We start from the raw sequence: 24,886 nt of genomic DNA, 5'->3' as shown, positions 1-24,886 counted from the left end.
AGCCCGTTAAACCGTTAACACATATGAGGTGCCCTGCCGGAGCTGTAACTCCGCAGGGCCGGACATAAGCCAGTTAAGAGGAACCAGATATGTCAGCGAAAAATTCTAAACCAAAACGTAATTTCGTCAAACCCTCAAAAGAACAGAAGCCCGCCGGTCAGCGTTGCGATATGACGGAGAATGAACCCTTTACCCTGGCGTTGCTTCAGGCGTTTTCACCTGCGGAGTACGAAGAATACCGGCAGCGCGGTGACGAATATCGCCTGCGGATGAGTAATGCGGTGCTGTCGCAGCTTTCCCTGTCCCACAGGTGGATAACAGACTGCGAAACACGCAATGAATGGGGCGGCGTTTTCCCGGTTCACCTGAGACTGACGCACGATCTCTGCAAAAATCTGACCATCGACATCTTCAGTCCCGGGAACCGGTCACCGTTCTGGCACGGCCTCATCTGGATGGACACCGACCGGACAGGACTGTTTTTCTGGAATGCAGACACGTTCAGGCCGGAAGATATCTCCGCACGGCTGCAGAAGGCGGAAGATCTGGTTATTCAGGGCGTCCGGCGGCCGTGGAATATCGCCTCCGTGCTGTGCCAGGGGGAGCAGGAATAATGCAACTACACCAGTCAGGACGGTGCCGGGGAATGTTTCCCGGTACCGGGCAGTCAGCTGAGGAAATCAGGCTGACGGAAGCCGAAAATGAACTGGCGCTGAAAACACCGGTCACCGTTCTGCCCTGGGTGCTGCGCTGGCAGGATAACAGGATCGCGCGCGATGACCTGCTGAACATGCTCTGGGAGTGGAGCAGGAGACGCTGTGGCCCGTTCTGAGTCACCTGACAGAACTGTCTGTGCCGGTCTGTGGGATCGGGAAGATAACCGGTCCGGTCAACTGCTCTGAAGGTCCGGGGAGAAACAGTGCTGACGCACTGTTATTCCCCCTTCGCCTGCGCTTTCTCTTCTCCGTCTTTCCGTCTCTGTCTCTCTTACTCCTGTGTTTCCTGTTTCTGCTGTGCAGCTGCTGCAGCTGGACGTCTTTAAAAACCACACACCGGAACATGGCCCCCTCCGGCTCCCCGGCGTTACCGGGTCGTCAGCCCTACTGCGCTAACCGGCAGAGCCGGTAAGCTCCGCCGAACCCCGTAAACGGGTTTCGGGCCTGCCGGCTGGGGTCTGATGGCGAACGTCCAGGGCTCTGCAGCTGGCTGGCGCCAGCGCGTTTCACTGGCCACATAAAGACGTGGCCGCTGAGGGGCACGCTGTGGCGTGCAGGTGTGTTCCTGCTCATCTCCGCTGCCGTGGCCATGTTCCGGCCAGTCCGGCGCGGAGGGCTGGTCGTAGCACCCCCGGTCAGCTGCTGCAAGGGTGAAATGCACGCTGCGCGCCCCTGCAGCACCCGCCCGGCGTTGCTCCTTTGCCCTCTGCCGCGACGAACTCACCGAAACATGAAGATAACCACTGAGAGGAAAACCAGCATGAACACACATAACGTCAACACCGCCGCTTCTGAATCTTCCAAAACATGGGTTGAACAGATCAACACCCGTCACCTTCCCCCACAGCTGGCAGAAGAAATGCGTTTTCTGGCGTCACTCTGCGATAAAGAACAGCGCATGTTACACATTGAACGACTGGAACTGATCGACGGTGCCGGGCATCACATCGCTGATCTGGTGTGCAATTCAGTGACTGACTGGTCCGTACCTCGTCCGTTGATCCCGGCCGCAGTTGTTGCCGCCTGGCTTCTGGCTAAAAAAATGATCACATCTGCATTTCAGGAGGGAGGCGAAGCCGAGTGGGGTCGTATCGAGAAATCACTGCGCGCGGACCTTATCGTTGGCTTTCATCATCCGTGAGAACAGCACAACCCTGCGTGAACTGGCCGCCGGGTACTGATTTTTACACGGGGGCAGCGTGGTGTTGTCCCCCTTAACCTGAAGGAGAGAAATATGTTTATCAATATGACCGTAGTTTCTGATGTTACGGCAATGAATCCGGGCGCGGAAGCTGAAATGGCGTACTGGCTGAGCCGTGAAAAAGCAGCAGTGAGAAAGCCAGAGCAAATCGACGTTCATGCCTTTCATGATGCCCTGGGGCTGATGTATCCCATGAACTGGCGTTGCAGCGAAGACGGGGAGTGCGAAACGTTCATGATGGCGGAAATGTACTGCGGAAACGTGACCGAAATTTATGCGCGGATCGGTACGAGCTATTACCGGATGCGTGATTACAGCAACCTGGAACACGCGGACATTCTGGCACGCATTAAGGAGGCATTCGACAGAAGCCAGAAATGAAAAAAGCAGGCATAAGCCTGCTCATTCCATCCCGGATTCTCTGCCCTCAGAAAGCGAAATCCGGCCTCAAAAAATCAATGTGGAGAAAAACCATGACTTTTGACGACAAAATCGTCGCATACGCGAAGGAGTTTGTAAATAACCTTCAGGCAAATAAACCTGCCCGTGTCCCGGCGATCAGTTTTGAGCACTGGCAGCAGTTCATGACAACCGTTTACTCCAGCCTGGCCGATTCACAGTAATTCAACCAGCCGCCCGGAGGGGCGGCTTTCAGGAGAAAATTATGACATGTAATCCGGCTGATGCACCCGTGCAGGATGGCGCAAGAAGCGTTGTCACCGTGATTGAAACCCGCCTTCAGGGAAAACGCGCAATCCATTTTTGTTCGCATCCTGTTCTGAGCGGAGCGAATAATGATCTGTGGTTCCCGGTAGATAATGACGTTGCACTGTTCCCGGTCACAGAGCACATCATGGTGATGAATAACGTGGCTGTAAACGTCGTCAGGGCAGAGCTGATATCGGTGAAGGACGATTGCAGCGACTGGAGGATCGTCTATAACCAGCGCGGAGCTGGACAACAGCGATGAACATACGGGAACGGCTTGATTATGCTTTGCAAAATCCACTGAAGGCGGGTTATGTCACTTACACAGGCCACGTGATGACCGCTGCCGAGTGTGAGTCCTACAACCGGTATACCCGCGAGGCGGCCAGACCTGGCATTACAACAAAAGCACGTGATTTTCTGCTGGACCAGCGACACCTGTTTTTTGTGCTTGTCAGTGAAAGATGAATCAGGGGGCGACAGCCCCTTTTTTCCAGGCCAGGGCGTTTAAAAGCGGGCGGGCCTGCGGCCCGGGGGTGAACAGTGCTGACGCACTGTTTTTCCCCCTTCGCCTGCGCTTCTTCTTCCTCTCTCTGCTGTCTTCTCTTCTCATTCTGTTATGCCTGCTCTCGCTTTTGCGGTTTCCGTTAAGCAGCTGCTGCAGCTGAACGTCTTTAAAAACCACACACCGGAACATGGCCCCCTCCGGCTCCCCGGCGTTGCCGGGTCGTCAGCCCTACTGCGCTAACCGGCAGAGCCGGTAAGCTCCGCCGAACCCCGTAAACGGGTTTCGGGCCTGCCGGCTGGGGTCTGATGGCGAACGTCCAGGGCTCTGCAGCTGGCTGGCGCCAGCGCGTTTCACTGGCCACATAAAGACGTGGCCGCTGAGGGGCACGCTGTGGCGTGCAGGTGTGTTCCTGCTCATCTCCGCTGCCGTGGCCATGTTCCGGCCAGTCCGGCGCGGAGGGCTGGTCGTAGCACCCCCGGTCAGCTGCTGCAAGGGTGAAATGCACGCTGCGCGCCCCTGCAGCACCCGCCCGGCGTTGCTCCTTTGCCCTCTGCCGCGACGAACTCACCGAAACATGAAGATAACCACTGAAAGGAGAACCAGCATGAACACACACAACGTCAACACCGCCGCTTCTGAATCTTCCAAAACATGGGTGGAAAATCAAAACAATCAGAACCTGCTTTCTTCATTATTTATCCGCGATGATGCGGGTAATTACGCTATGGCATCCCATTCGCAGATCCTTTCAGAAGCAGCAAAAGTTATCGATCTTCGCTATCCGTCGGGTACAGCATTCACAAAGAATGAGGTGGCTGAAGAGTTTTTCAGGGCCAAACTGGCGGGGAGCGAGCGTGAAGTCTTTGCCGTGGCATTCCTCAACAACCAGAACGAGTTAATCGCATATCGCGAACTCTTCCTCGGCAGCATCAACACTACCTGTATTTATCCACGCGAAGTGATGCGTGCTGCTATGACGTTTAACGCGGCAGCCCTGATCCTTGCTCACAATCACCCGTCTTTTTATCAGGAAGCATCCAGGCAGGATATTGAGGTTACGCGAAAGATTGTTGATGTGATGAATGCGGTTGATGTGAGGGTACTGGATCATATCATCGTCGCCGGTAACACCTGCGTATCGATGGCCTCCCGGGGGCTGATGTAATCTTTCCGCCGGGTTATCAGCGCTGCCGGGTCGATACCTGGTAGCTTTAACCGGGCGGGCGTACTATAATTATACGTAATTTCGTATGTGCGGATATGTAATGAGAAAAAAACTCAGCTTCATCGATACCAGTCTGGATGATCTTCGCGCCTTTCCTCACGATATGCGTACAGAGATGGGGTATCAGCTGGACAGGGTGCAGCAGGGAATGGACCCTGATGACTGGAAACCATTTACCACCGTTGGTGCTGGCGTGCGGGAAATCCGGGTAAAAGACCAGGATGGGATCTACCGCGCGATGTATGTTGCGAAGTTTGAAGAAGCTGTGTATGTCCTCCACTGTTTCCAGAAAAAATCACAGGCGACCAGTCAGCATGATGTGCAACTGGCCAGAAAACGTTTTAAGGAACTGACGCGGGAGCGGGATAAATGAAAACTCACGATTTCGAAAACGTATGGGATGCGATCAGTGATACCCACGAAGAAGCGGAAAATATGAAAATCCGCTCTCAGCTGATGACCATCATTAATGCCTGGATTGCCCGCCACGGGTTGAGCCAGGAGGAAGCCGCCAGAGCGCTCGGTGTGACTCAGCCGCGTATTTCAGAGCTGGCACGGGGCAAAATCGCCCTTTTCAGCGTAGACAGACTGATCACTATGCTGGCTAATGCGGGTCTGCATATCGTTAATATTGAGATCAGTGAAGCTGCGGCCGCCTGATCAGGTGTCTGCTCCGTGCGTGAAATCCGGTACGAAGCGGGCAAAGCGGGCGGGCCTGCGGCCCGGGGGGGAACAGTGCTGACGCACTGTTTTTCCCCCTTCGCCTGCGCTTCTTCTTCCTCTCTCTGCCGTCTTCTCTTCTCATTCTGTTATGCCGGCTCTCGCTTTTGCGTTTTCCGTTAAGCAGCTGCAGCAGCTGAACGTCCTTCAGAACCGTAAACCACAGTATGGCCCCCTGCGGCTCCCCGGCGTTGCCGGCTCGTCAGCCCCACTATGCTAACCGGCTGTGCCGGTAAGCTCCGCCGAACCCCTGCGGGTTTCGGGCCTTGCGGCTAGGGTCTGATGGCGAACGTCCAGGGCGTGTAGCTGGCTGGCGCCAGCGCGTTCACTGGCCACAAAAGGACGTGGCCGCTGAGGGGCACGCTGTGGCGTGCAGGTGTGTTCCTGCTCATCTCCGCTGCCGTGGCCATGTTCCGGCCAGTCCGGCGCGGAGGGCTGGTCGTAGCACCCCCGGTCAGCTGCTGCAAGGGTGAAATGCACGCTGCGCGCCCCTGCAGCACCCGCCCGGCGTTGCTCCTTTGCCCTCTGCCGCGACGAACTCACCGAAACATGAAGATAACCACTGAGAGGAAAACCAGCATGAACACACATAACGTCAACACCGCCGCTTCTGAATCTTCCAAAACATGGGTTGAACAGGTCAACACCCGTAACTTCCCCCCACAGCTGGCAGAAGAAATGCGTTTTCTGGCGTCACTCTGTGATAAAGAAGAACGCATGTTACACATTGAACGACTGGAACTGATTGACGGTGCCGCTCTTCACATCGTTGATCTGGTGTGCGATTCAGTCACTGACTGGTCAGTGCCACGTCCGTTAATTCCGGCTGCTGTTGTGGCGGCCTGGCTTTTGGCCAAAAAAATGGTGACCTCTGCGTTTGAAGAAGGAGGAGAGGCTGAGTGGGATCGTATCGAGAAGTCTCTGCGCGCGGACCTCATTGTGGGGTACTACCATCCCTGACTCTGTGCGGGCAGGTATGCAATAAAGCTACCTGCCTGATATCCGGGAAATGGCATACCCATTGAAAGTGTTTCCCGTTGAGAAACGTATGGTATAATGTTCCTCAGAAGGAAACAGGAGGCAGTACGTGATAAAAAGCTGGAAGCATAAAGGGCTTCAGAAACTGTTTGAGAAAGGCGACGCCAGCGGCGTTCAGGCTCAGGACGTGGATCGTATCCGGCTGCGCCTGCTGGCGATCGATGAGGCCGTGTCGATCGATGATTTTCGTCTCTATCCTGGTTTCCGGTTTCATCCACTCAAGGGTGACAGGAAAAATATCTATTCGATCACCGTCCGGGCAAACTGGCGTATCACATTTGAATTTACGGATGGCGATGCCTGGATACTCAATCTGGAGGACTATCACTGATGGCAATGTTTAATCCCCCGCATCCGGGCGGGCTGATTACAGAATACCTGGAAGATTACAATGTCTCGCTGCGTTCTCTGGCGAAAAGTCTCGGTGTTTCACCCGCTGCGTTAAGTAAACTGGCGGCAGGAAAGACGTCTGTCAGCGCGGAGATGGCGGTACGCCTGGAGGCCGGTCTGGGTATTTCAGCGAGGCTCTGGCTGGCGATGCAGGCAGCCTGTGATCTTAATAAAGCGCGGGAAGTTACGGATGTATCCCATGTTGAGCTTCATCCGGGGCAGGGACCGGATCTGGCCGCTAAAGTCTGATGCCGGGCCTTTAAAGGATTTCGTTTATCCCCGCCTGGTCTGGGCGGGTTTACGTCCGGCTGAAAACTGCCGCATGCCGTTCCGTCACCGGATAAAGGCTGCGCTGACGCGCAGCTCTGCTCCGTTCGCGTGAGATTATTTCTGTGTGACTGCATCATCTTTACTGTACTGCTTTTACTTCCTCTTCCTCTCCTGCTGTTTATCTCCTTTCTCCCGTCATGCAGCTGCTGCAGCTGAACGTCCTTCAAAACCGTAAACCACAGTATGGCCCCCTCCGGCTCCCCGGCGTAGCCGGCTCGTCAGCCCCACTGCGCTAACCGGCCCTGCCGGTAAGCTTCGCCGAACCCCGTAAACGGGTTTCGGGCCTCCCGGCTAGGGTCTGATGGCGAACGTCCAGGGCTCTGCAGCTGGCTGGCGCCAGCGCGTTCACTGGCCACATAAAGACGTGGCCGCTGAGGGGCACGCTGTGGCGTGCAGGTGTGTTCCTGCTCATCTCCGCTGCCGTGGCCATGTTCCGGCCAGTCCGGCGCGGAGGGCTGGTCGTAGCACCCCCGGTCAGCTGCTGCAAGGGTGAAATGCACGCTGCGCGCCCCTGCAGCACCCGCCCGGCGTTGCTCCTTTGCCCTCTGCCGCGACGAACTCACCGAAACATGAAGATAACCACTGAAAGGAGAACCAGCATGAACACACATAACGTCAACACCGCCGCTTCTGAATCTTCCAAAACATGGGTGGAAAAAATTTGTGTGAATGCCACCAGTCTGGATGAGGAATTACAGGTATCGGCTGATTCACTTATGAGAGGGGAAGGGTTCTATTATCCGACGCGAAATGGTGAATGGGGGCGTGATTTTCTGGTTTTTGATCGGGCTGAAGTCTCTGAGCTGATGTCCCTGAATGTAACCTCACTCAAACGCATAACGTCAAGCGCAGGCAGTGAATCGGCGCTTTACGATACCGGGATAAATTCGCCTGAGCGTTACATCATCAGCCGCAGCGGCACCATCCATAAACGGCTGGGTAACCTCTTTACTGCGGCAGCCATTCACCGGCGACTGGTGCTCGAGATCCTTACCAGGAATAACACTGTGTTCATGGAAAAACTGCACGAAGCACTGGCGGCCGGGCTGGATCTGTATGTCGCATCGTCGGTTGCAAAGGGACACATCCCACTGGAGAAGGCTCTGCATCCGGACCGCAATTTTTATGACACATCAGCGCACCCGAAAGACTGTGATATTCCGTTCTGAATAACATACGGTCCGGTCGGGCCGTTTTATTAAAATTAAAGGAGGGCATTAATAATGAAAAACACTCTGCAAAAGCCTCTGGTAGTCGGCCAGGTTGTCAGTACGAATCTCTATAATAAAGGCCGTGGGGCTGTTTTCGCGATTGAGGGTGAACAAAAACCGGAAACAGTCGGTTCCGTCAAAGGAATAATGACGCGTGGCGGAAATGCTAAATTTGATATTGCATTCTTTAATGGCAGCATTTCCCGAAGTCTCCCTGAAAGCATTCTTCACGGTGTGCAGTGGTCGGTGACAGATGAGGTCATATCCGGGGATGAACTGGAGCAGCTGGTATCACACTGCCTTCAGGTAGAAGACAATAAGCGTAAGCAGATTGACAGAGCTAAGGTGATTTTTGAAAACCTTTGTATTCAGCTGAAAACAGATAAACGATACAGTCATCTTACACAGGAACAGTCCGGCGCGAATCAGGTTACAAAAAACATCAGAAAAGAACTTAAATCACAGTTCCCCGGCGTGAAATTTTCAGTGCGTAAAAATCATTATGACAGCATCACGGTTTCCTGGACTGACGGACCCACTGAGGAAAACGTTAAATCCGTTACTGAAAAATACAGGGACAGCTTTTTTGATTCGTCACAGGATATGTCCGTCTCCTGTCGTTCTGCTTTCAATGTGGTTTATGGCGGCGTGGGATATATTTCTCTGAAAAGGGAGTTTACCGATGCAATCCTCGATAAAGCACTCTCGGAGATTCATAAGAAATACGGTGCAGAATTTGAAGGGGTTAAAATTGATAAAGAGAATTACAAATCAGGCGCACTGTACAGAACGGGGCAGGCGCTTTTCTGGCACAGTCAGGGTTTTGACGGCGAGATAAGACGAGTTATGGAGGTTACGGAGTGATTTATAAAAGGAGCCGCAAGGCTCCTTTATCGCCTTCTGTTTTTATCCGGCATCGAACCGGATAAAAGCAGAAACGGTTCCAGAGATCGCAGAGCTGTCAGAAGAAAACTGAACCATTCAGACAGTCAGTTTCTCTCAATGATCTTACGCGGAATTTTTCCAGCCCTGATATCTTTGTAGTGGCCATCGATGAGCATCGCATAACGGTAACGATTCCTGATGGTAATCTCCCTGTTCTTAACACCTGCATTATACATTCCGACAGCAAGCCACCCGGCTCCGTACTGATTGAAATTTCTTCTCAGCACCATTGCACCGACATAAATGTTGAGGCAGGGATCGGCCCGCATTTTTTCCGGGGTGAGTGCCGGGTATTCTTTCCTGAAGTTTCTGAGCGTGGCGTCATTGATTTGCATGATGCCGTAATCGGTACTGGTTATTTTACCTTTCGCGTCCCGGTTATAATTGATGGCCTTCGGATTGTAGCGGGATTCCTGCCAGGCGATAGCGCGCAGATAGTCGGGATCGATTGAGTACCACTGGCCAGCCTGATTAAAACAGTCAGCCAGAGAATTTGATATATTGAGTCCTGACGCCAGCAGGGCGATTGCAAGAAAAATAGATCGCATAAGGCCACCGGTTTTTAAAGGGAAATGGACGAGGTACAAAACTATAATATCACGATGTCGATATTTTGACACACCACTCGCAAAATAAATTTTGCCTATTATATTGTGTTATATCATTAACTTAGCTCGAAAACGTAGAAAAAACATACAATATCAAGGTTGCCAGATGGCATCTTAAAACAGGCCGGATGGTTGCTGTAAGGAGGCATTATGGCATATTGAATATTTTCAATGTGATATAACCATATTACATTCACAAGCTTCCGGTGGGTTTCTTTCGAGTTTCTTATGAGTGGCTTTAAGGTTGCTATGTGGTTGCCAGTTGGTGGCCAGTCATGGCAGTATTCAGGCATCAGAAACGACGATTGTCTGGGGGCAGAGATTGATGCTCCTCATCGATAAACTGGAATGGTGGGATTTAAAATATGAACGACAATGACGCAGTAAAAAGAAACAGGGTGTACCTTACCGTTCCTTATTCATTGCTTGAAAAAGTTGATATGCATGTTGAGAAGAGACTGGAAGATGGTGAGTCACGAGATGTGGCTAACCGTTCAGCATTCGTTATGGAAATGTTCAAGCTGGGACTCAGAGTATATGAAAATAAAATCAACAAGGATGATGCGGAGAAAACTCTGGATGACAAGTTGGAGCTGATTGCAAAAAATGCCCTTATAAATGGCTTTATGATAGATGCTCTCTTTGGGATAACAAAAGAAACCGTCGATAAATCTTTAGTTGTCAGGAATGCCAGTCTGTTAGAACCAGACTGGCCAAAAGAAATGAAACAAATGGTAGCGGGAAAACTTCTGGAATACTTCAAGTGATTGAAGGGAGGCCTGCATGTAAGCCTCCCTGTTCTCGATTTTCTTCAGTATTGATTTTATTTTTTTTCCTGATTTTTTTCTCTGATTTCCTCAGTTTCTTTTTCAAGCGCCTTACGAATATACCTGCGCAGTGTCAGTGCATTAATTCCGTACTGCGTATATATCTGCTTTCTGGTATGACCGCCGATCAGAACAGCATTGACTGCCTGATCTCTGTCGCGCTTTGAAAGAGGGTTCCTGTTATCATATTTCAATCTCCGTCTTTTAACATTCGGATCTCCTTTTGCCTCTTTCCAGGCTTTTTTTACGTACTGGATACTTACGTCAAGCTTGTCAGCCGTTTCCTCTATGGTTTTACCCATCATCCTCAGTCTGATGACTTTTTCCTTAAATGCCTTTGGAATGATATTCTGTGACGGGTCTTTACCGACATATTTAATCAGCGTCATGGTTGTAATATCGTACTGTTGAAGGATCTCTTTTCTGAGAGCTCCCTGTGACAGTTTCAACCTAATTTCTTCGACATCCTTTTCAGAGAGTTTTCTGTCTCTCTTTTCTTTCGGGAGTTCTTTGTTTTCTCTCTCTGCCACTTTCTTTACGGCGTGATAAATCTGTGAGTGACTGACACTACAGATTTCACTGATCTCTTTCATTGACCGTCTGGGTGTTGCACAGTAGAGGTCATATATCAGCTGCCACCTTCTGTAGCGGTATTCCATCGCTGAAACACCCGTTTTACTGAATACGGTTTTATAAACAGATGACGCCGAGCATAACTGGTCAGCCGCAATCTCATTTACAGACCAGCCCTGATAGAAACGCTCCATTATTTTCTCTTTCTTAATACTGGCTGCGAAATTCTTTTTCTTTTCCGCAGCTTCGTGGTCGCCGGCTGATTTTATTTCAGGGGCAATTTCTTCTTCAGCCACTTCAATCAGGAATGCCTGTTCATTTTTTCTCTGGAGTGTCCGGGCCTGGGCGGAATTAACCACGGCCACCGGAAACGGACAGAACCAGTCAGCACTGACGGCGATCCATATTTCAGGTTCAGCCGATCCCGCTGAAAGTTTCACCGTCCCGATGACCCGATTATAAAAAGATTCTGACAGTGCTGTTCCTGCACTAAGGGAATAAGAATACAGAAAGGGGAGGGGTACAACGCGGCAGGCATAGTAATCGTGCCCATCCAGATCAGCTTTTATCCAGCCCAGCTTGCGGACGTAATGATAGAGCGCATGTTTAATGATGATACTTAAATCACGGCGATGTATTTCTGAATGTATTTGAATTTTCGTGCCGCCGGGATGGGTAACATTCACTATTAATTCTGCGGGTTTAATATTTTTCTCCATATCTGTCAGTACCTTAAATATCATCGATTCAAAATTTCACTGCAACGATAAATAAAATTGATCAGCAAGATCAATAAGTTATGTTGAAGTGTAGACCCTCTGAGCGTAAAAAAGCGTCAGGAAGCAAAGGAATCGTAAGTTTTTTGACAGATGTCGCAACGTTATGTTCGGAAATGTAAGGGGAGGTTGAAAGAGTAAGAATTACTCGGGTCGTACTGCGTGACAGCAGAAATTAAATTAAGTGAAAAACCTTAACATTATATCCCATGCAGAGGAATGTGCATATGAAGGGCAAGATTCTTTCGTCTTTAAAAACCTGTCGTAAGGCAGTGGCGGTAGCGTGCAAGAAGGTCAATTTATTCAGCATCTTAGCTGCCACCGCCATTATGTCCACCCCGGTGATGCAAGCAGAAGCAGTAGACCTTTTTAAGGGCGGGAAAACTACAATCCAGGATACGTTCGGAAGTGGTTCGACAATTATCTGGATCTTGTATACTCTCGAAATTCTAGCCTGTATCTTCACGTACATCAAAACCAAGAATCTGGCCATGTTTGCCAGTGTTGCGGCGGTTCTGGTGTTTGTAAATGTTGCCTTCGGGGTCATCCCTCAACCCAAGTAGTCGATCCTATGGATAAACGTAACCGATACGCCTACCCGGCTACGTTTTCCGAGCAGAAACGCTTTGTGGGGCTGCCACCTGATGAGTTCTGCCTGTATGTGCCTCTGGCGCTGCTGGCGGTTTTTCTCAACATGTGGATTTTCGGCCCCACACTTCTTGCGTCTGTCATCGGAATTCGCCACCTGAAAAAGGGCCGTGGTTCTCAGTACCTTCTCAATCTTGCCTACTGGTGCCTGCCGACCGCCCCCCTGCGGTTTTTCATCAGTAAGCTGCCTGACAGTTTTAAACGGCACTGGGTCGCCTGACCTTCCCCGGAGTCCTCATGGAATACAAGCTGCGAACGGCGGGTAACCGCAATATGGGCGTGGCCATCATTGTGCTGCTGTTCATGACCATTACCGCTATGGCGCTGGCCTGGCGCATTTACGGCGATAACAAAGAACTGACCGACAAGCTGCTCAACAACCGACAGACCATCATCGTGCCGTATGGCGCAGACACGCCTTTCAGTTTTACCGGAGAGCGGGGTGATGCCCGTTATCTGCGCCTGATGGCGCTTGCCTGGCTCAATCTGCGGCTGAACATTAACAGCGATAACGCGCAGGCCAGCCACAGCATGCTGATCGCCTCGGCCTGTGACGGCTCAGAGAAAGAGCTGAAGCCTGTCCTTGCGCAGGAAGCAGCACGGGTTGCCGGTAACAGCGGCAGTTCGGTGTTCTATCCCAAAGATCTGAATGTCTGGACGGACAAGGGCGTTGTGGATATTACCGGCGACCTGGTGCTGACCTACGGCCTCAATGCCGCTGAGCCGGTTCACAAGCATTACCGCCTGCGTACCGACACCCGTAATAACCGTCTCTGCTGGAGTGCTTTTCTGGAGGTTGCAGATGAATAAACGTTCTGTCATCGGCGCGCTGACACTGCTGGCCGCCCTGTCCGGTACCGCGCATGCGGAGCAGCTGACGCTGAACTCCGGTGCCCGCGTTTCCGCCGCCGTCAGTAATACCGATCCCAACTATATCCGCGTCAGCGATGACCGCGTTATCAGCGTTCAGGCCACGCAGGGTGTGCTGACCTCGCGATCGCCGACACCGGATGGCGCCGTGGTGTTCTCGACCGTGGCGGAGAAGCCTTTCACGCTGTTCGTACAGACCGAGTCCGGCTTCGCCTTCTCCCTGCAGGCCACACCGGGTAAGCGGGCGGGTATGTCACTGACCGTTGACAACAGCGAGGTCCGGGGCGGTGAAGAAGCCCGTGAGTATGAAAACAAGCAGGACTCCTACAGCGCGCTCATCAGCGGGCTGGTCAGCCGTTTTATCACCAACCGGAAACCTGCCGGGTATGTGTTCACGAAAAACAGGGATGTGCCGGTCAGTGCAGCGGTCAGCGCCACGTTTCAGATGAAGCCGGTGACCGCCTGGCAGGGCGACCGCATCCGTATCGTGCGCACGGATATCTCCAGCCGTTCTGCGGTTTCGGTCAGACTCAGTGAGCGCTACTTCTGGAGTCCGGGCGTGATGGCCGTGTCGTTTCATCCGCGTCTGGATGTGCTGAAGCCGGGGGCGAAGGTGTCTGTCATCACGGTATTCCGCACGAAGGGAGGTGCTGATGAACATTAACCGGCTGGTGCTGACCCGTCAGCGGAAGCTGATGGCCATCATCCTGGGGGCCGTGATTTTTGTTATCGGTATCCTGTATGCCGCCAACCGGCAGGCAGTGGCCCCGGCCCCGACGGAAGAAACCCCTGCGGATGCTGCCACCCCCGAGCCGGACCTGACCGGCGGTACGGTCAGTAACACCTTTGACGGTAACGGGCAGAACTCACTGCTGGTCGATTCCCAGCGACGGGAGCAGGAAGCGAAAGAGCACCTGTCGAATATGGAGAAGCAGTTTAAAGGTCTGCAGGATCAGCTGACTGAATTCATGAGCACCAACCAGAGCCTGAATCAGAAAGTAGACGAGCTGACGCAGAAGCTGAACACAGCGCAGTCTCAACCGGGAGCGACAGCGCAGGCGCAGGGCGGTGGATACATGCCACCACGTACTGAGTATGCGGTGGGACCGGCTCCGGTCCAGACCGGGCAGATCGATAACGCACTGCTGGATTACTCAAAGTGGCAGAAGAAACCCAAAGACAGCTCGTTCTGGGTGCCCACCGGCACCTTCTCCGATGCCATCGTTATCGAAGGGGCTGACACCAACGCATCGGTACGGGGTGAGAAAAATCTGGTCCCGATGCAGTTCAAGCTGAAAGGGCTGGCGCGTCTGCCGGGTAACAACCGGCTCAACCATCTGGATAACTGTTTTGTCACAGCTGCAGCGTATGGCGATATCTCCAGTGAGCGTGCCGTCGTTCAGCTCCAGCGACTGTCCTGCATTATCGACGGCAAACATATCGACCAGGAAGTTAAAGGGCATGTGGCCTTCTACGGCAAGGCCGGTATCAAGGGCGTGCCGGTCATGCGTAACGGCAAAATTCTGGGGCTGGCGTTTGCTTCCGGTGCGCTGGGCGGTCTGGGACAGAGTGCGTCCCAGGTCGGTCAGACCGTTGCCGGGCTGGGGGCTACAGCCAGCCAGAGCGGTGGCGATGTTGCCCGCAGTGCTGCAGGAAACGGGGTCTCAAAAGCCGCTGACAAACTGGCTGATTACTACATAGAACGGGCCGAACAGTACCACCCGATTATTCCCATCGGGGCCGCCAACCGCGTGGAGGTGGTCTTTATCGAAGGGTTCCGGGCGAAGTTCATTGAGGATGAAGAGGCGGCACAGCTGGCGAAAGAGGCGGATAAAGCCGTTGATGACGCCACGACACAGGCCACCGGGAACAGCGGTCTGCCGCCGGAGCTGGTCGGCAAGCTGGGCGATGCGACACATCTCAACATGAATGACTTTGTGGCACCGGTTGCCGGTCAGCGCCAGGGGGCAACGCCACAGGGTGTGACGCCATGAGTAATACGCGCATGGATCATGCAGAGCACTGCGGCTGGATGGTGTTCACCGACCGTACGGTTTCGCTTTTCGGACGGGAAGCAGACAAGCGTATTCCCGGACTACGCGAGCTGGGCTTCTTCATCAAGAAGGTTTACTGCAAACCGGGCCTCATTCCGGATGACGGCTACGTCTCACTTTTCGGCGAAACACTGAGACGACTTCTTGAAGTTGCGCCCGGCGATCCCTTTGCCCTTGACCTGCTTTCCCGGCTGGGGACCAACAGGAAATACAGCGATCTTTTTATCGATATCACCGAAAAAGCCAGCCTGCCCGGTGGCCACTCAGATAACGGAGAACACCATGACTAAATTCAATCCGCCTGCGATAACCGTGCTGGCGTTACTGCTCAGCGGCTGCGCCGGTATGAACAGTGAGTTCCAGTTCGACAAACCGGCGAAGGATTCCGGCGTCTGGATGGCAGAGGCGGATGATATGTCCGCCTCTGCCAGCCGGAATGCCCCTTCTGCCGCTTCGCAGGGCAACAGTATCCGCCTGGAGGATTACCGGCTTATCAATACCGGCAATATTCAGCTGGACCCGCAGCGGGAGCCGGTACGTCCCGTCGGCAGTGTGAGCGGAGCGGGCATTCCCCTGCAGACGGCCGCAGGTGAACCCCGTCGCCTGTTCAGCGAACCCTCTCGTGGAACACCGGTGACGACGTCCCAGGGCGTTTACTGTAATGCGCCGCACTGTTTCCCCGAACCTGCTGCCGCCTTTCGTCGCCCTGACGGTGTGGCGCGCATCTGGATAGCGCCGTACGTGTCGCCTGACAACAGTGTGCATATGGGTGAGGTGATTTACACGGTGGCCAGTCCGGCAGACTGGAACGGCATTCTGATGTGAGGCAGCCATGAAATTCTTCAGTAAATTCAAATTTGACCCGCTGAATGTCGTGGATACGGTTGCCGGAATTATGGGCGATCGCGATACCACGACAGAAACGCGGAAAATGCTCAACGAGATGGACTATCCGCATATCCGCGACCTGATGACCTTCAGGGATTACGACAGCGAAAGTCAGTTATGGGTAAACAAAGATTCGCTGGGTTTTGTTATTGAGTCACAGCCGCTGCTGGGTGCCAATGAAAAACTGGCGGAAGGGCTGGAGTATCTGATCCGCGATATCGTTCCGCGCGAAACGCCGCTGCAGGTGCTGCTGATGTCGACCCGTGCGGTGAAAGAGCAGGTGCAGTACGGTCTGAAAGACTTTGCCTGGAAGGGCCACCGGGCAGAGGAATGTAACGATCTCACCGCGCGTTTTTACCTGAACGGTGCGCGCTATACCTTTGGCAACGGGCTTGACCATCCCCTGACCCTTCGGGACTACCGGCTGTTCTTTACCTGGAGCATGCCGGTTAAAAACGTCACGGAAACCGATCTGATAAAGGTGCGTGATGTCAGGCGAAATGTGCTGAATGGCCTGAACGCGGCGGATGTCCAGTCTGTTGCGATCGGCGTGGATGAGTTCAGTGGCGTCCTGCGCGAGTATTTCAACCACGACCCTGCACGTCTTGAAATGTACGATTCGAAGTATGACCCCGCCGCTGACCTCAGCACGCAGTTTGTGGACAGGACCACGTCCTGGCGCGTAAAGACATCGCATATCCTCGTTGAAGGCAGCGACAGGGAAAACAAACCTTTCAGTTCACGGATGGTGAACCTGAACCTGGATCAGAACCCGACAGAACACTTCCTGTGGCAGAACGGCAATATTATTCAGGATCTGATGTCGCCGACCAACGGCATCCCGTGCCCGTTTATTTTCACGATGGTGCTGGTGACCGAAGAACAGATGAAAAGCCAGGGCGAGGCAAACAGCAAATTCCTGTCACTGGATTCGCGGGTTAACACCAGTTACGCCAAATACATTCCGAGCACGAAGGCGCAACACGCCGAATGGGGCGATGTCCGCACCCGGCTGCTGGCAAACCAGACCTCACTGACCAGCTATTTCTGCGGTCTGACGCTGTTCTGTCCTGATGACGATGACCTGACCTCGCGTTACACCGAAAAAGCGCGTAACGCCTTTGCGGTGCAGGGGCTGAAGCTGGTCCGCGCCGACTTTATGCAACTGCGTAACGTGCTGGCCACCATTCCGTTCTCGATGGTGGATAAAAAACTGCGCAGCGACTGCCGTAAGACCGGCGGGATGCAGCGCGCAGAAGCTTTCCATGTGGTCAATCTGCTGCCGATCATCGGGGATAACAAACTTTGCCGTTCCGGCATTCTGATCCCCAGCATCCGCAACCAGGTGGCGTTCATCAACGTGTTCGACGAGTCACTGCCTAACACGAACTTCAACTGGTTTATGTCCGGGACATCCGGGGCCGGTAAGTCGGTGCTGGCCAACTCCATCGCGCGATCTGTGCTGGATGACGGCGGTGATGTGGCCATTCAGGATATCGGTGATTCGTACAAAGCCGCCTGCAGCAGCCTGGGTGGCACCTACATTAACGGGGAATCCCTGCGGTTTAACCCGTTTGCCAACGTCACCAACATCACACTGGCGGCAGAACGTATCCGTGACCAGTTATGCATCCTCGGCAGTTCGAACGGCCTGCTGGATGAAGTTCACGAGTCGCTTATCCTGGAGGCCATCACCGAGTCGTGGCCGCAGTACCAGCAGGACATGCGTATTGACCACGTGGTGAGTTATCTGAAGAAGAAGCAGGACGATGTGTCGAAGCAGCACTCTTCCCGCATCGGTGGCCGCATTGATGAAATCACCACACTGCTGAGCAAATACTGCACGTACGGGCTTTACGGCCAGTTTTTCAACTCCTCTGAGCCGACACTGAAGCACGGACTGCAGTTTGTGGTGACCGAACTGGGCGACCTGAGAAAACAGGCTGACCTGCTCTCCGCGATCCTGTTCACCATCATGATCTGGAACGAGAACATGATGTACACCTCGCCGCGTAACAAGAAAAAAATGAACATCATTGATGAAGGCTGGAAGCTGCTGGGCGGGTCCAGCACCAAAATCAGGGACTTCATCGAGGAGGGCTACCGTACTGCACGTCGTCATAACGGCTCTTACGGCACGGTCACACAGGCCATCAGGGATAAAAATCTGTCCACCGCTGCGCTGGCGGCCTACGACAACAGCTCGTTCAAATTTACCTGTATGCAGGATGCGAAGTCCTTCACGACCTTCCAGAAAGAGGAGCCGCACGCATTCAGTGAACTGGAATGGGAAATGATCCGCAAGTTCCCGCCGGCTAAAAAGGCCCGTTACAGTTCGTTCCTGCTGAGTGTCGGGGAATATTCCAGTTTCCACCGGCTGCTGCTGGACCCGCTCAGCGACGGCCTGTTTTCCTCGAAAGGTGACGACTTCACCTACCGCGAAAAACGACTGAAGGAAGGGGCGGATATCAAAGACATCCTTTTTGAAATGGCCGAGCACGATCCGCATAAAAAACACATTGTTAACGCGTTACGGGAGATGTCGCTGTGAATACAAAATCTGTCGTTCTCGCCGTTATGCTGTCGGTGTTACTCAGCACCGGCATCAGCGCTGCAGTCAGCCAGTATCTGCTGAAACCGCCGGGCATGGTGACCTTTGATATGAAAAACACGATGAATGCGTTCATCCGGCAGAGTGCAAAAATGGATCTGACTGAGGAGCAGCGCCGCCAGCTGCTGGCCCGCTTCGACCGCGGACTCACGACTGTTACCCGTGACTATGCACAGGAGAAGCATGTGGCCATTGTGGTCAGTCCCGCCGTTGTCACCGGCCTGCCGGATGCCACGCCGGAAATCCAGTCGCGTCTGGCTGCCGCGATGAAGCAGGGCGGTCAGTAACCCCCCCGATCACCACAACCCCGGAGAGTAACGATGAAACGCATCCTTTGCGGTGCCCTGGTGAGTCTCGCCTGTATGAATGCGGGTGCGGCCAGTCTCGGCATCTGGGGCGACACCTGGGATGTCCGCGAACAGAACCTGATAAGCGTTCTGAAGAACAACCTTCAGGAACATTTTGGCGCTGAGACACAGGAGCAGGTGGCAGACGAAATGCGTCAGCGGGTGGAGGAAAGCGCGATGCGCCCGCCGCCGGTTGAGGGGCTGGTGACCAGCCGGAAAACACAAACCCGGTTGTATGACCCGGCCTTTGTCGTTAACCGGGATATCGCCGATCAGAACGGCGTGGTGTTTGCCCGTAAGGGGCAACGCGTCAGCCCGTTCGACGTCATCCCTGTTTTCGATGAAACGCTGTACTTCATCGATGCGGATGATCAGCGGCAGATAACCTGGATGCAGCAGCAGCGCCCGGCCACCACATCGAGCCGGATAATCCTGGTCAACGGCAATATCCGGGACAGCGCCATGTCGCTGGGCAGCCGGGTTTACTTTGACCAGAACGGCACCCTGACCGCGAAATTTGGTATCCGCCAGGTCCCGGCGGAAGTGAAACAGGCACCGGGAAAACCCCTTTTTGCCATTACTGAATACGGTCTGCCAGACCGTTAATTACCGGAGAAATTTTGTGAAAACAACAGCAGAACAATTTCAGCCACAGCGTGTACTGATTGATGGATCTGAAGTCACGGTTATCGACGGGGATATGAACAGAAGCCTTTCTTCGTATTTCCCCGCGTCAGCCGTTCAACGTGAAAACAACCTGCCGTCTGATACCCACAACCCGGAGATTTCCCTGTGAAAAAAACATTACTCAGCGCACTGATGGCCCTGACCGTGACCACGTTCTCTGCAGGCGTTGCCGTTGCTGCCAGCAGCACGTTTACTCCTGAACAGGAAAAAGCCATTGGCACCATCGCGGCTGATTACCTGCGTGAACATCCTGAACTGCTGGTTGAAATGAGCCAGAAACTGCAGCAGCAGGCGCAGGACGAGCAGAGCAGTCAGGCAGTCAGTGCCGTGCTGAAGAACCAGGACGCGCTGCTGAATGAGCCGACATCGCCGGTACTGAATCCGAAAGGTGCAGTCGCGGTCATCCAGTTCTTTGACTACCAGTGCATTTACTGCGCGAAAGTGGCCCCGGTAGTGGAGCAGTTCATCAGCAATAACCCGGATGTGCGTTACATCTATAAAGAGTGGCCAATCTTCGGTAACCGCTGGCCCGCTTCGATTGAGGCCGCGAAAACCGGCCTGGCCGTCTACAGAGAAAAAGGGGCGGATGCTTACCACCGTTACCATGCCGCGATTTATGACACCGGACATAACGAAGGAAAGCTGACCGGAGACGATATCCGTGCTGCAGCAGCAAAAGCCGGTGTGAAGGATTTGCCTGAGAACATTGCCGATGGCAGCGGGCTGGCAGCCAATCAGGTACTGGCAAAACGTCTGCAAATCCAGGGTACACCGGCCTTTATCGTCATGCCGGTGCAGGGCGCAAATGCCGGTAACGTCTCGTTTATCGGCGGAGCCGCTGAGCTGAGTACCCTGCAGGCGGCGTACGACAAAGCCAGGGGGAACTGATATGGGGTGGCGCGCAGTCAGTCTGATCATGGTCCTGTGGTTCAGCCTTCCGGCGCAGGCGAAAGACCCCACCTGTGATGGCCGCTGGGTGAATCCCATTACCGATGTGTGCTGGGAATGTCTGTTTCCCATGAGTATCGGTAACGTGAAAGTCTCGGCAGGTAAACTGCCGGACACACCGAATCCGTCATCGCCGATCCAGTTCTGCCCTGTGCCGCCACCGGTATTTGAACGGCCGGGTATTGCGATTGGCTTCTGGGAGCCGTTCGCCATGACCGATGTCACCCGGGCGCCGGGCTGCATGGTCAATATGGGCGGTTTCACCATCCCGATCCCCGGCGCACCGACCGGCGCGGGAACAAAGACGGCCAATGAACACCCGGGCACGTTCTACAACGTTCACTGGTACAAATACCCGCTTATCTCCTGGCTCAACATCATTACATCCGCGATGTGCATGCAGGGCGGTGAGTACGATATCGGTTATCTCTCCGAGCTGGACCCGATGTGGCATAACGACAATCTCTCGCTGTTTATTAACCCGGAAGTGATGCTGTTTGCCAACCCGGTTGCGCAGATGGCGTGTGCTGCTGATGCGCTGGCATCGGTGGCGGGTAAACCGCTCGATGCACTGTTCTGGTGTGCCGGTTCTCACGGCTCGATGTATCCGTTCACCGGCAACATCGTCAATGAGTCTAGCGGCCTGAACAGTGCGGCACTGCTGACAGAACGCATGGATTTCAAGCTGCACCGTGAAGGACTCATCATGGATTCCGTGGGCCAGAACCGCGCGGTCTGCTACGAGTACCCGACCGCCATCATGCCAAAGAGCCGCTATCGCTATCAGATGGTGAACACGATACCGGACGTGGCCAACTGCCATCCGTTCGGGCGTAACGTCATGCTCTGGCAGACCGGCAAAGAGATGCCCGTGTCGAAGAAAAATTACGGGTATCTGATCTGGAAAAAGCGCAACTGCGTTGTGCTGTGAGGACCAACCAATGAAACGACAGACAATCACCCTGCTGCTGGCGCTGGGGCTGACAGCAGGCCATGCCCGCGCCGGAGATGGTCCGGAACCCACGCAGTTGAAGGACACGCAGAATGAACAGGCCTACTTCCTTTCTTCGTCAGTGCCGGAGAAAAAGCTGGCGCTGCTTATCCAGGCGGCGGAGGAGGCGGGAATACCGGTGTACTTCCGGGGGCTGGTCGGTGACAGCATGGAACAGACGGCAAAATTCATGATGCATCTGGTGACCACCTACAAAGTGCAGGGCGTGCAGATTGACCCGATACGGTTCGAAAAGTACGGCGTGGATCAGGTTCCGGCGCTGGTCCGAAAGTGCGGTGAGCACTTCGACATTATCTACGGCGATATCGCGCTGGACCAGGCACTGACGATGATTAACCGCCGTGGAGAGTGCAGCGGCGTGAAGCCGTAGCCCTGTCACCGTACATCTGCCCGGAGAGCCGGGCAGATTTTATCCCCATCCGAGGAACCCGATGAAAAACGTAACCCGCACCCTGCTGCAGGGAATGCTGCTGGCCTGCGCGTCAGTCAGCGCGCTGGCGGCCCCGATGGACACCGCAAATCAGGAAGGTGTGAATGCCGGAAAGGCGGCATCCGGCACCACCACGGGCGACCCGAATAACTATTTCGAGAACTACAGCGCGGATGCGCCGCAGCAGTCGTATTACGGGGGCGGCACGCAGACCGACACGAATATGGACGTGCTGGGACAGAAGGAACTCAGCACCTCCGACCTGGGCCAGTCTGCGCGTGAATCGTACGTTAACAACCCGGCAGACAACATCAGCGCTGATTCCGACATGATTAAGCTGTCGGATGATATCCGCAGCAAAGCAGAGTCCCTGACCGGTCAACAGTGTGTCGCGCAGGAGCTGAGTAAAACCACCTGGACCACGCACAGCTGTGAGATGGCCACGGAGCTGAAACAGACCTGTACCCGGCGCGCGACCATCGGCACCACCGGCAGCCGCGAAACCTACAGCACGCAGCTGGTCCTGAACGCCGGCGATGTCTCCGCAAAGGATCTGAATGACTGGTGGATACAGTATGACGTCACTGTACCGGAAGACGGCACCATCAGCAGCGGCAGGTGGGAGCTGTTACAACCCTCAGCACCTGACTATCACGGCGGGGGGTTCAATTTTTCAGTGCGTGTTCTGGGACAGAATGTCACAACCGACCTGAACCGTTCAGGCAGCCTGAATATCAGCAAACAGTCAGTAAAAAAAGGGCAGGTTATCAGCCTGCAGATCCGCTGGAATACATCAGGTAACGGCGGGTCGTACCAGAACACCCTGAAGACTTTTCTGGCGAACGGGCGATACGTTCTCCGGGCCACGTTCCCGATGGAAGGCGTGCGCGATACGGTGAAAGCGACCATTGACTGGACCGACAGCTGTCCGGCCAGCATGGGGGATGCGGTGAAGCTGAGCGAAGTCTGCAGCGAACCGGGCGGTAACCGCAGCGTGACCGTTGGCGGCGCGATTTACACCCTGTACAGCGACTGCTGGGGTTACACCACCACCTGGAGCGTGTACGAGAACGACACCAATACCTGCCAGGCGCTGATAAAGGATCGGAACTGCAGCGAGGGCACCCGCACCTGTACGCAGAAAGTCGGCAATCTCTGTGTGTACCAGAAAATGACTTACCAGTGCGCCCATACGGAAAAGAGCACCGGTTACCTGTGTGGCTCCGAGTTTTACTGCTCTGACGGCAGCTGCGCCAGCATGCAGGCCGGGCAGAACCAGAATTTCAGTGAAGCCGTTTCGCAACTCGCCGCGCTGGCCGCAGCCGGTAAAGATTTTGCGGGTATGGACGCCAACTCAGCACGGGCATTCACCGGAAAAGCGATGTTCTGCCGCCAGAGCGCTGCCGGGTTCAGCAACTGCTGCAAAAGCGGGGGCTGGGGACAGAGCGCCGGACTGGCGCACTGCAACACCGAAGAAAAAGCGATTGGTCAGGCAAAAGAGAAACTCCTGACCGTCAGCGTCGGCACCTTTTGTTCGAAAAAAGTCCTCGGTGTGTGCCTGCAGAAAAAAGAAGGCTACTGCGTCTTCGATAACAAGATTGCCCGCATCGTGCAGGAGCAGGGACGACGTGACCAGCTGCATGTCGGCTTCGGATCGGCGAACAGCCCGGACTGCCGGGGCATTCAGGTTACTGAGTTGCAGACCATCAAATTCGACCATATCGATTTCACCGATCTCTACAACGAGCTGAACAGCAACGTGAAGCTGCCTGACCAGAACGAACTGAATCAGCGCATCACATCAGATATTCAGAACAGCCTGAACACCAAAGGGAGGTAAGGATGAAGAGACTGACAGCGCTGCTGCTGATCGCCTCCCTGCCGCTGTGTGCGGCAGAGAAGACGGAGCCTGACGGCTACAACTACGATCCGGCGGTGGGCTGGTACTGGTACAACCAGCCCGTGCAGAAAGATGATGATGCGCGTCAGGCGCAACCGCCGCCACCGCCACAGGAAAGCCCCACCGCCCGGATGAAACGCCTGCAGGCGTTCCGCGACAACCTGATGAATGAAGCGATGCTCCACCCGACCACGGAGAACATCCGCCGTTACAAGGTGATGCAGGACTGGATGGTGAATCAGGCCAGCCTGTTTGCTTCGCGCTGGGAGAAGGTTCTGCTGGAAAACCCGGAGCTGGACTACAGCCTGCAGCACCCGGTTTACAACGGCACGGCAAACATTCAGTACACGCAGCAGCGGCAGAAACAGCAGCAGGCCATTCGCTACGTGAACCAGCGTTACGGCGTGTTCTTCTTTTATCGCGGCAATGAACCACTGGATAACCGGCTGGGCGCGGTGGTGAAAGAGTTCAGTGAGCAGTACGGCCTGCCCGTTATTCCCGTCACGGTCGATGGCCGGGTCAATGCCGACCTGCCGGACACCCGTCAGGACGGCGGTCAGGCACAGAAAATGAAGATTTCGCATTTCCCGGCGATTTACCTGGTCGAACCCCGCACCAAAAAATATCAGCCGCTGGCGTACGGATTCATCACTCAGGATGACCTGGCCCGCCGCATGCTCAACGTCGTCACCGACTTCAAACCCGAGGACTGAAA

At 54.3% G+C, this 24,886-nt stretch carries 35 protein-coding genes; 32 read left to right on the top strand and 3 right to left on the bottom strand.

Annotated elements, in window-relative coordinates:
• Positions 1 to 89 precede the first annotated feature (89 nt).
• From OMR58_RS22410 to OMR58_RS22365, 10 genes are all read left to right on the top strand, one after another.
• Entirely contained in the window at positions 90 to 614 is a 525-nt protein-coding gene (locus tag OMR58_RS22410) for a conjugation system SOS inhibitor PsiB family protein (protein WP_264546986.1), read from the top strand.
• The gene (locus OMR58_RS22405) at positions 614 to 832 is read left to right on the top strand and encodes a hypothetical protein (RefSeq protein ID WP_264546985.1); all 219 of its coding nucleotides are present in this window, start codon (positions 614 to 616) and stop codon (positions 830 to 832) included. The genes OMR58_RS22410 and OMR58_RS22405 overlap by 1 nt, the downstream gene beginning before the upstream one ends.
• Before the next feature lie 644 nt (positions 833 to 1,476).
• Positions 1,477 to 1,857, top strand: coding sequence for a hypothetical protein (locus tag OMR58_RS22400; protein ID WP_264546984.1), 381 nt, complete (start codon positions 1,477 to 1,479; stop codon positions 1,855 to 1,857).
• A 93-nt stretch (positions 1,858 to 1,950) separates the two neighbouring features.
• A complete protein-coding gene (locus OMR58_RS22395; RefSeq protein WP_264546983.1) occupies positions 1,951 to 2,298 on the top strand; it encodes a hypothetical protein in 348 nt (115 codons plus the stop codon).
• Entirely contained in the window at positions 2,295 to 2,540 is a 246-nt protein-coding gene (locus tag OMR58_RS26090; RefSeq protein WP_444861337.1) for a hypothetical protein, read from the top strand. The genes OMR58_RS22395 and OMR58_RS26090 overlap by 4 nt, the downstream gene beginning before the upstream one ends.
• Positions 2,541 to 2,581: 41 nt before the next feature.
• Positions 2,582 to 2,887, top strand: coding sequence for a hypothetical protein (locus OMR58_RS22385; protein ID WP_264546982.1), 306 nt, complete (start codon positions 2,582 to 2,584; stop codon positions 2,885 to 2,887).
• Positions 2,884 to 3,093 (top strand): hypothetical protein, encoded by a 210-nt coding sequence (locus OMR58_RS22380; RefSeq protein ID WP_264546981.1) that lies wholly within the window; start codon positions 2,884 to 2,886, stop codon positions 3,091 to 3,093. Before OMR58_RS22385 ends, OMR58_RS22380 begins: the two co-directional genes overlap by 4 nt.
• Before the next feature lie 614 nt (positions 3,094 to 3,707).
• Positions 3,708 to 4,298 (top strand): JAB domain-containing protein, encoded by a 591-nt coding sequence (locus tag OMR58_RS22375; RefSeq protein ID WP_264546980.1) that lies wholly within the window; start codon positions 3,708 to 3,710, stop codon positions 4,296 to 4,298.
• 100 nt (positions 4,299 to 4,398) lie between these two features.
• Positions 4,399 to 4,731 (top strand): type II toxin-antitoxin system RelE/ParE family toxin, encoded by a 333-nt coding sequence (locus OMR58_RS22370; protein WP_105595824.1) that lies wholly within the window; start codon positions 4,399 to 4,401, stop codon positions 4,729 to 4,731.
• Positions 4,728 to 5,018: a helix-turn-helix domain-containing protein gene (locus OMR58_RS22365; RefSeq protein WP_200564222.1), complete on the top strand. Its 291-nt coding sequence runs from the start codon at positions 4,728 to 4,730 to the stop codon at positions 5,016 to 5,018. Before OMR58_RS22370 ends, OMR58_RS22365 begins: the two co-directional genes overlap by 4 nt.
• Before the next feature lie 276 nt (positions 5,019 to 5,294).
• Here the strand turns inward: OMR58_RS22365 and OMR58_RS22360 are convergent, their stop codons facing one another.
• Positions 5,295 to 5,558, bottom strand: a complete 264-nt coding sequence (locus OMR58_RS22360) for a hypothetical protein (RefSeq protein WP_264546979.1) — start codon at positions 5,556 to 5,558, stop codon at positions 5,295 to 5,297.
• A 99-nt stretch (positions 5,559 to 5,657) separates the two neighbouring features.
• Between OMR58_RS22360 and OMR58_RS22355 the strand changes: the two genes are divergently transcribed.
• The 5 genes from OMR58_RS22355 (at position 5,658) to OMR58_RS22335 (ending at position 8,911) form a co-directional block, all read left to right on the top strand.
• The gene (locus OMR58_RS22355; protein ID WP_264546978.1) at positions 5,658 to 6,038 is read left to right on the top strand and encodes a hypothetical protein; all 381 of its coding nucleotides are present in this window, start codon (positions 5,658 to 5,660) and stop codon (positions 6,036 to 6,038) included.
• 127 nt (positions 6,039 to 6,165) lie between these two features.
• Entirely contained in the window at positions 6,166 to 6,447 is a 282-nt protein-coding gene (locus OMR58_RS22350) for a type II toxin-antitoxin system RelE/ParE family toxin (protein WP_200563763.1), read from the top strand.
• Entirely contained in the window at positions 6,447 to 6,755 is a 309-nt protein-coding gene (locus OMR58_RS22345) for a HigA family addiction module antitoxin (protein WP_264546977.1), read from the top strand. Before OMR58_RS22350 ends, OMR58_RS22345 begins: the two co-directional genes overlap by 1 nt.
• A 680-nt stretch (positions 6,756 to 7,435) precedes the next feature.
• The gene (locus OMR58_RS22340; RefSeq protein WP_264546976.1) at positions 7,436 to 8,005 is read left to right on the top strand and encodes a hypothetical protein; all 570 of its coding nucleotides are present in this window, start codon (positions 7,436 to 7,438) and stop codon (positions 8,003 to 8,005) included.
• Positions 8,006 to 8,059: 54 nt separating this feature from the next.
• The gene (locus tag OMR58_RS22335) at positions 8,060 to 8,911 is read left to right on the top strand and encodes an LPD29 domain-containing protein (protein ID WP_264546975.1); all 852 of its coding nucleotides are present in this window, start codon (positions 8,060 to 8,062) and stop codon (positions 8,909 to 8,911) included.
• Positions 8,912 to 9,036: 125 nt separating this feature from the next.
• Here the strand turns inward: OMR58_RS22335 and OMR58_RS22330 are convergent, their stop codons facing one another.
• Positions 9,037 to 9,540 (bottom strand): lytic transglycosylase domain-containing protein, encoded by a 504-nt coding sequence (locus tag OMR58_RS22330; RefSeq protein ID WP_264546974.1) that lies wholly within the window; start codon positions 9,538 to 9,540, stop codon positions 9,037 to 9,039.
• A gap of 425 nt (positions 9,541 to 9,965) precedes the next feature.
• Here OMR58_RS22330 and OMR58_RS22325 point away from each other — a divergent pair, with 425 nt between their 5' ends.
• Positions 9,966 to 10,367, top strand: coding sequence for a relaxosome protein TraM (locus OMR58_RS22325; protein ID WP_264546973.1), 402 nt, complete (start codon positions 9,966 to 9,968; stop codon positions 10,365 to 10,367).
• A 56-nt stretch (positions 10,368 to 10,423) separates the two neighbouring features.
• Here the strand turns inward: OMR58_RS22325 and OMR58_RS22320 are convergent, their stop codons facing one another.
• Positions 10,424 to 11,719: a hypothetical protein gene (locus tag OMR58_RS22320; RefSeq protein ID WP_264546972.1), complete on the bottom strand. Its 1,296-nt coding sequence runs from the start codon at positions 11,717 to 11,719 to the stop codon at positions 10,424 to 10,426.
• 284 nt (positions 11,720 to 12,003) lie between these two features.
• On the opposite strand from OMR58_RS22320, the gene OMR58_RS22315 reads away from it, so the two are divergent.
• The 16 genes from OMR58_RS22315 to traF all read left to right on the top strand — a co-directional run bounded on the left by OMR58_RS22315 (position 12,004) and on the right by traF (position 24,884).
• On the top strand, positions 12,004 to 12,339 hold the full coding sequence (locus tag OMR58_RS22315) for a type IV conjugative transfer system pilin TraA (protein WP_264546971.1): 336 nt from the start codon (positions 12,004 to 12,006) through the stop codon (positions 12,337 to 12,339).
• An 8-nt stretch (positions 12,340 to 12,347) separates the two neighbouring features.
• Positions 12,348 to 12,644 carry a type IV conjugative transfer system protein TraL gene (gene traL, locus OMR58_RS22310; protein WP_264546970.1) on the top strand — a complete coding sequence of 99 codons (297 nt, stop codon included), beginning with the start codon at positions 12,348 to 12,350 and terminating at the stop codon, positions 12,642 to 12,644.
• A 17-nt stretch (positions 12,645 to 12,661) separates the two neighbouring features.
• Entirely contained in the window at positions 12,662 to 13,234 is a 573-nt protein-coding gene (locus OMR58_RS22305; protein ID WP_264546969.1) for a TraE/TraK family type IV conjugative transfer system protein, read from the top strand.
• Positions 13,227 to 13,958 (top strand): TraK domain-containing protein, encoded by a 732-nt coding sequence (locus OMR58_RS22300; protein ID WP_264546968.1) that lies wholly within the window; start codon positions 13,227 to 13,229, stop codon positions 13,956 to 13,958. The genes OMR58_RS22305 and OMR58_RS22300 overlap by 8 nt, the downstream gene beginning before the upstream one ends.
• On the top strand, positions 13,948 to 15,288 hold the full coding sequence (locus OMR58_RS22295; protein WP_264546967.1) for a TrbI/VirB10 family protein: 1,341 nt from the start codon (positions 13,948 to 13,950) through the stop codon (positions 15,286 to 15,288). Before OMR58_RS22300 ends, OMR58_RS22295 begins: the two co-directional genes overlap by 11 nt.
• A complete protein-coding gene (locus OMR58_RS22290; protein WP_264546966.1) occupies positions 15,285 to 15,638 on the top strand; it encodes a hypothetical protein in 354 nt (117 codons plus the stop codon). Before OMR58_RS22295 ends, OMR58_RS22290 begins: the two co-directional genes overlap by 4 nt.
• Positions 15,631 to 16,173 carry a type IV conjugative transfer system lipoprotein TraV gene (traV, locus tag OMR58_RS22285; protein ID WP_264546965.1) on the top strand — a complete coding sequence of 181 codons (543 nt, stop codon included), beginning with the start codon at positions 15,631 to 15,633 and terminating at the stop codon, positions 16,171 to 16,173. The genes OMR58_RS22290 and traV overlap by 8 nt, the downstream gene beginning before the upstream one ends.
• 7 nt (positions 16,174 to 16,180) lie before the next feature.
• Complete coding sequence (traC, locus tag OMR58_RS22280) at positions 16,181 to 18,787, top strand: type IV secretion system protein TraC (protein WP_264546964.1); 2,607 nt, start codon at positions 16,181 to 16,183, stop codon at positions 18,785 to 18,787.
• The gene (trbI, locus tag OMR58_RS22275) at positions 18,784 to 19,134 is read left to right on the top strand and encodes a type-F conjugative transfer system protein TrbI (RefSeq protein ID WP_264546963.1); all 351 of its coding nucleotides are present in this window, start codon (positions 18,784 to 18,786) and stop codon (positions 19,132 to 19,134) included. Before traC ends, trbI begins: the two co-directional genes overlap by 4 nt.
• Before the next feature lie 33 nt (positions 19,135 to 19,167).
• Entirely contained in the window at positions 19,168 to 19,800 is a 633-nt protein-coding gene (gene traW / locus OMR58_RS22270) for a type-F conjugative transfer system protein TraW (RefSeq protein ID WP_264546962.1), read from the top strand.
• 16 nt (positions 19,801 to 19,816) lie between these two features.
• On the top strand, positions 19,817 to 19,990 hold the full coding sequence (locus OMR58_RS22265; RefSeq protein WP_264546961.1) for a hypothetical protein: 174 nt from the start codon (positions 19,817 to 19,819) through the stop codon (positions 19,988 to 19,990).
• Complete coding sequence (locus OMR58_RS22260; RefSeq protein ID WP_264546960.1) at positions 19,987 to 20,769, top strand: DsbA family protein; 783 nt, start codon at positions 19,987 to 19,989, stop codon at positions 20,767 to 20,769. Before OMR58_RS22265 ends, OMR58_RS22260 begins: the two co-directional genes overlap by 4 nt.
• Position 20,770: 1 nt before the next feature.
• On the top strand, positions 20,771 to 21,760 hold the full coding sequence (gene traU / locus OMR58_RS22255; RefSeq protein WP_264546959.1) for a conjugal transfer pilus assembly protein TraU: 990 nt from the start codon (positions 20,771 to 20,773) through the stop codon (positions 21,758 to 21,760).
• Positions 21,761 to 21,770: 10 nt separating this feature from the next.
• A complete protein-coding gene (gene trbC / locus OMR58_RS22250; protein ID WP_264546958.1) occupies positions 21,771 to 22,211 on the top strand; it encodes a type-F conjugative transfer system pilin assembly protein TrbC in 441 nt (146 codons plus the stop codon).
• Positions 22,212 to 22,272: 61 nt separating this feature from the next.
• Complete coding sequence (locus OMR58_RS22245) at positions 22,273 to 24,111, top strand: conjugal transfer protein TraN (RefSeq protein WP_264546957.1); 1,839 nt, start codon at positions 22,273 to 22,275, stop codon at positions 24,109 to 24,111.
• A 2-nt stretch (positions 24,112 to 24,113) separates the two neighbouring features.
• Positions 24,114 to 24,884, top strand: coding sequence for a type-F conjugative transfer system pilin assembly protein TraF (gene traF / locus OMR58_RS22240; RefSeq protein ID WP_264546956.1), 771 nt, complete (start codon positions 24,114 to 24,116; stop codon positions 24,882 to 24,884).
• Positions 24,885 to 24,886 lie beyond the last annotated feature (2 nt).

The organism is Erwinia sp. INIA01 (assembly GCF_025947915.1).
Classification (GTDB): Bacteria; Pseudomonadota; Gammaproteobacteria; order Enterobacterales; family Enterobacteriaceae; genus Erwinia; species Erwinia coffeiphila.
This window is presented reverse-complemented; position numbering and strand designations above follow the sequence as displayed.